This window comes from Pseudoalteromonas sp. NBT06-2 (genome assembly GCF_002276045.1).
Lineage (GTDB): Bacteria > Pseudomonadota > Gammaproteobacteria > Enterobacterales > Alteromonadaceae > Pseudoalteromonas.
Genome location: NZ_NQMR01000212.1, coordinates 1 through 5,374, shown reverse-complemented (window position 1 = coordinate 5,374; position 5,374 = coordinate 1). Strand labels below are relative to the sequence as shown.

The window sequence follows — 5,374 nt, the reverse complement described above, 5'->3', positions numbered from 1 at the left end:
GTTAATTAAACATGACTGAAGATTAAATGATGAGGATGTTCATGTTGCATGCAACATGAACAATGACTGGTGATGTTGCGTGCAACATCGCCAGATTTAACTAAAATTTCTTAATATTATTTATGTTTTGGTTTTTATAGCTTGATAAAAAAAGTTCTTTGATGGGTTAAAGACTATATCAATTGGGGATTCTGGTGATGCATTGGGGCACCCTTCATTTTTTATATTTTCACTCTCAATGAAATTGTCCTTAATATTAGGATTTGCTCTAAACTCTATATCTTCAAGGTACATATCTAGTAACCACTTATCTACATCTCCTTTTTTTGGGCGGGTAATCATTCCTTTATCAAACCTTTCATCCGCGTCTAATTTATATTGATTCGCCGCCCAATTCGTAAGCTGCTTTTTATACTTTGATAACTCTTCTGTATATCTAGATTTTGCAGCTTCCATCTTATCTTTAGATTTAATGATAGTATTTACTTTCTCTAAATTCCGGAGTTTTTCTGCAGCAAGAGTTAACGCCTCTGAAAAACCAAACATGCCATTGGTTTTAAGAGCTTTTGCAATTATCTCTAGAGTCTGGTGATCATTGATTGTTCTATTAGGATTTTGTCTATTTAATCCCTGTAACTTTGTCAGTATTTCACTCTGATAAATTAAACTATCTAACATATTAGCTTTTATGTTTGGGTTACTCTTCTCTTTATAAGTAAGTCCATCTTTATATTTTTGATATCTTCCAATTATCAAATACAGACCAAGCCCTCCCTTTTGCTGAATTTGATCAAAAACTGGAGTATTATGTTTTTCTAATGCTCTCTTGTGTAGTACTTGCGTAGCCAAATATCTAATTCTTACCTTACTTATTTTACTCATAGTTAAATTATTTTAAAATAAAACCTATATTGATGATTTAAATCTTTATTAAACCGAAATACTAATTACTCACATTTTATTAAATTAACGCAAAAGACTCGGAAATTGTTAAATAATTCACCCTAATAACATTTATTTACCGTATAAATAGAAACAAATCACTTAAGTGATATGTTTTCAAATAAAATTCAAAGAAGTTGGATATGAATAATATTATTTGATCTGAAGTCGTAGGTGAATAATTGCGTTTCGAATAAATAAAAGTGATCAAGCATAATAAATTAAGATTTTGAATTGACACTCATACATGAAAATAAGCTCAATTACATAAGAGTAACTTTCAGACAAGCCTCAGTCATGCCCTATGCTTTAGGACAAAACAAGACAATAACTACTTCTCACTTTAAAACTCAAGCCGTTGAATTTAAATTATTTTGTATTGTATGATAATTTAAAAACCTCAATTAAACTAATAATTTCAGATATTAAATAGGTCAATTACCCCAGACAAACAAACCCCGATTCATATGGAAATTGAATTAAAATGCTTATATGGCTTAAAAAAGCTAAAACTCCTTAGCTGAGATTTTCAATAAAGTGACTTCAGCCTATATATTTAAAGGCGTTGCTTATGTATGAGAATCAGTTCAATCAACCACCGAGCAAACACCTGGCTGCTTGAAAAATATATAGTGGATGACTATTGAGTTATGAGGTGATTTTAAGAGTAGATACAATTGTCGATAGTTTATTATTTGAAGCTAATCTAAATGGAAATAGCTATGAAAATTTTGATTGTTTGGGAACTCTACAAATTATAATTTTCACTAGAACAGTTTTCAATCGGTGTAATTCAGTCGTCATGTAGTTCTTCTTTATTCTTTTAATAAATCAGCTTTTTTCTGTTGGGAATCACAAAAATATACATCTTTTAAATTACTATGTTTCGTTTTTTCTTTATCTGTATTTATTAAAGCACCGTCATACTCTGAAGTTTGCATCTCCATGTTTGAAACTTCACCCTCATGGGGTAACATCTTTTTCCAATATTTTGACAATGCCATTAATACTATCCTTTTTTATATTTAATAAATTAGTATATCTTCTTCTATCAATTCGGCTCTTAATTAACCAGACTCAATTTCCCAAATGAACACTTTAAAATATGTTCTGACCACCAATTCATAAGCTTAGTTCGGTGAATTAAATATTCAGCACGATTATAAGCTTTACGTACTGCATTTTTATCAACATGGGCAAGTGCAGATTCTATTACATCGCCATCAAAGCCTTCTTCATTTAAGGTTGTACTCGCGAGAGCTCTAAAGCCATGAGCAACGAGTCTATCTTGATAACCTATACGTCTTAATGCTTTATTGACGGTTTCTGTGTTTATATGCTTTCTGGGGTTAATATGTGAGGGAAATAAATATTCAGTATAAGGTCGCTTAAATTGTTCCATTACTTTAATTATAGATATAACTTGTGGACTCAAAGGGATTGTATGCTCGCGATTCATTTTCATTCTATCAGCAGGAATAACCCATAAACGATTATCCAAATCGAACTCCTCCCAACGTGCTTTTGCTGCTTCATTTGAACGAGTGATGGTATGTAACTGAAACTCCATCAATGCTCTTGTAATTGTTTTTAAACTGGCAGCATTTAAGACTTGCATAAACTCAGGTAACTCATCAGGTTTTATTGTAGCCATATGCTTTACTTTTGGCTTTTCAAAAGCAGCTTTAATCCCTGTAAGCGGGTTAGCATGGATCAAACCTGTATTTACAGCAAATGTCATCACTTCATTTAATCTTTGGGCTATTCGCCTAACCGTTTCAAGATGTCCAGATTTTGATACTTTTTTAAGTGCTTCAATTGCTATTGGGGCTGTTAGTTTTGAAATTGGATATTTACCAAGTAAGGGTAATACATGAATTTCTAATGAGCGCATTATGTCTTGGGCATAATCAGGTTTAATTTCTGTTTTCTTTATTTCAAACCAATCAGCGGTTACTGCTTGAAGAGTATTGGCGTGAATTTCTTTTTGTTGAGTACTCAACTTTTCTTTCTGTTCTTTTGGATCTATGTCTTGAGCTAACAGTTCTCTAGCTTCATTTCTTTTTATTCTTGCATTGGCTAATGATAAGGCGGGATAAGCTCCAAAACTAAGGTTCGCTCTTTTATTTATAAAGGGTCTTGTGTAATTGAACAGCCATAATTTAGAACCACTTGGTTTAATTCTCAGTTGTAAACCATCACCATCAGATAAGTTATATTCTTTATCTTTTGGTTTTGCTTGCTTTACTTCTGTATTAGTTAAAGGGCTTGTTCTTCTAGCCATAGTAACACCGCCAACATAAATTTTAGTAACACTAATAGGCTTAGTAACATCAAATAAAAGATTTTAGTAACACCAGCCAACACAAAATAAAACGTAGTAACACCAGCTACAGCCCTTTAATTTAAAGGCTTACAGTATGTAGTGTTACTAAAATAGACTGTTAATATTGTTTCTTTAGTAACACCAAGGGGGATATTTATATGCTGGTGTTACTAAAAATGTTACTAAAATTACTGGATGTTGTAAAACTGAATTGGATTAAAATGGAATGAATACGTGCTAATTGATTGAATTTGTAGGAATAAATAAACTTTATTGGACTGTAATGGAAGTAGAAGTGGCGGTGAGAGTGGGAGTCGAACCCACGATACGTTTCCGTATACACGCTTTCCAGGCGTGCTCCTTCGGCCACTCGGACATCTCACCGCATTGTTTATTTGAATTTTCAGTGCTCAAACTCACTTCAGTGTTGGCCGATGAACACGCCAGGTGTGTTGATAAACCTTGGCGACCTCTCGGACCTCACCGCATTGTTTATTTGAATTTTCAGTGCTCAAACTCACTTTAATTTTGCTTAATAGGTTAAGCGATACGCATAGTAGGGAAAAATACGTCACTTCGCAAGAAAAAATACATATTTACTGTTTGATTGCGTACTTAATACTCTATTTACTGTTAAATAAAAATAAACCTGAACATACTTAAGAAAATTCAGGTTTATTAAATATATTTTTTACTGTTTTTTTAAACTAGCTGAAAAATCTAGCATACGATTAAGTGACTTAAGTGCACCTTCACGTAATGTCATATCTACAAATACTTCTTTATCTGCAGGTTCAATTAAAGCTTCTTCAATCGCTTTTAAGCCATTCATTGCCATCCAAGGGCAATTAGCACAACTTTTACATGTAGCCCCTTCTCCGGCCGTTGGAGCAGCAAAAAATTCTTTGTCAGGGCATAGCTGTTGCATTTTATAAAAAATGCCGCGGTCAGTTGCAACGATGAACATTTTATTATCCATCGTTTGCGCTGCTTTAATTAGTTGGCTTGTAGAACCAACAGCATCCGCTAAATCAACAATCTCAGATGGAGATTCAGGGTGAACTAATACGGCGGCTTCAGGATAAAGTGCCTTCATATTCTTTAATGCTTTTGTTTTAAATTCGTCATGAACAATACAAGCACCATCCCACATTATCATGTCGGCGCCAGTTTTAGTTTGAATGTACGAACCCAAATGTTTATCAGGCCCCCAAATTATTTTTTCGCCTTGTTCATCAATATGGTCAACTATTTCGAGTGCACAAGATGAAGTTACTATCCAATCAGCGCGGGCTTTAACTGCTGTAGATGTATTTGCGTATACAACAACTTTACGATCTGGGTGTTGATCACAAAAAGCCGAAAATTCATCTATCGGACAACCCACATCTAATGAACACGTTGCAGCAAGCGTTGGCATTACAACTGTTTTTTCAGGTGTTAAAATTTTTGATGTTTCACCCATAAAGCGAACACCGGCTACAACAATCGTAGTAGCAGGGTGAGTTTTTCCAAAACGCGCCATTTCTAATGAATCAGCAACACAACCACCTGTTTCTTCAGCAAGTGCCTGGATCTCAGGATCTGTATAGTAATGCGCAACTAATACAGCATTTTTTTCAATTAATAACTGTTTAATTCTTGCTTTGTAGTCTGATTTTTCTGTTTCAGATAAAGGCGCTGGCTTTGGAGGGAAGATATATCCCTCTGGCATATATTGTTCAGCTAAATTCATTGTCTCGACCACTTATATTCACTGTGAAATTTTGTAATGACGGCTTCATTAAAGTGAAAATAATACTATTTAAAATTGCGCCGAATTATACGAAATATTAATCTTAAATGACAGCAATACGATATTAAATAAAATTTTAAGATATAAGATTTATATATTATGAATAATGATTTTTAGAATGGTGGGTCATGATGGACTTGAACCATCGACCAATGGATTAAAAGTCCACTGCTCTACCAACTGAGCTAATGACCCATTCTAGAGATATTTGCATTAGCCTGCCGGCTTGTTCAGCAAGACATATGTCTTAACTACATTCTTTTAAGATTAGATTTAAAAAGAATGGTGGGTCATGATGGACTTGAACCATC

The 5,374-nt window shown here is 33.7% G+C and carries 4 protein-coding genes and 2 tRNA genes; all 6 read right to left on the bottom strand.

Translation table 11 applies throughout. From position 1 onward, the window contains the following. Positions 1 to 120 precede the first annotated feature (120 nt). The 6 genes from CJF42_RS24030 to CJF42_RS24005 all read right to left on the bottom strand — a co-directional run bounded on the left by CJF42_RS24030 (position 121) and on the right by CJF42_RS24005 (position 5,258). Positions 121 to 849 (bottom strand): hypothetical protein, encoded by a 729-nt coding sequence (locus CJF42_RS24030; protein WP_141235653.1) that lies wholly within the window; start codon positions 847 to 849, stop codon positions 121 to 123. Positions 850 to 1,757: 908 nt separating this feature from the next. Further along, complete coding sequence (locus CJF42_RS24025) at positions 1,758 to 1,946, bottom strand: hypothetical protein (RefSeq protein WP_095369062.1); 189 nt, start codon at positions 1,944 to 1,946, stop codon at positions 1,758 to 1,760. A gap of 59 nt (positions 1,947 to 2,005) precedes the next feature. Continuing rightward, positions 2,006 to 3,226: an integrase domain-containing protein gene (locus CJF42_RS24020; protein ID WP_095369061.1), complete on the bottom strand. Its 1,221-nt coding sequence runs from the start codon at positions 3,224 to 3,226 to the stop codon at positions 2,006 to 2,008. Positions 3,227 to 3,564: 338 nt separating this feature from the next. Further along, positions 3,565 to 3,652: transfer RNA gene (locus CJF42_RS24015), tRNA-Ser, on the bottom strand. Between the two features lie 307 nt (positions 3,653 to 3,959). After that, positions 3,960 to 5,003: a quinolinate synthase NadA gene (gene nadA, locus CJF42_RS24010; protein ID WP_095369060.1), complete on the bottom strand. Its 1,044-nt coding sequence runs from the start codon at positions 5,001 to 5,003 to the stop codon at positions 3,960 to 3,962. Positions 5,004 to 5,182: 179 nt separating this feature from the next. Continuing rightward, positions 5,183 to 5,258: transfer RNA gene (locus CJF42_RS24005), tRNA-Lys, on the bottom strand. Between the last annotated feature and the right edge of the window lie 116 nt (positions 5,259 to 5,374).

What these genes read in the sequence shown, in the direction of transcription:
- CJF42_RS24025 (WP_095369062.1), bottom strand. Translation starts at nt 1,946, where the DNA reads ATGGCATTGTCAAAATATTGGAAAAAGATGTTACCCCATGAGGGTGAA.
- CJF42_RS24020 (WP_095369061.1), bottom strand. Translation starts at nt 3,226, where the DNA reads ATGGCTAGAAGAACAAGCCCTTTAACTAATACAGAAGTAAAGCAAGCA.
- nadA (WP_095369060.1), bottom strand. Translation starts at nt 5,003, where the DNA reads ATGAATTTAGCTGAACAATATATGCCAGAGGGATATATCTTCCCTCCA.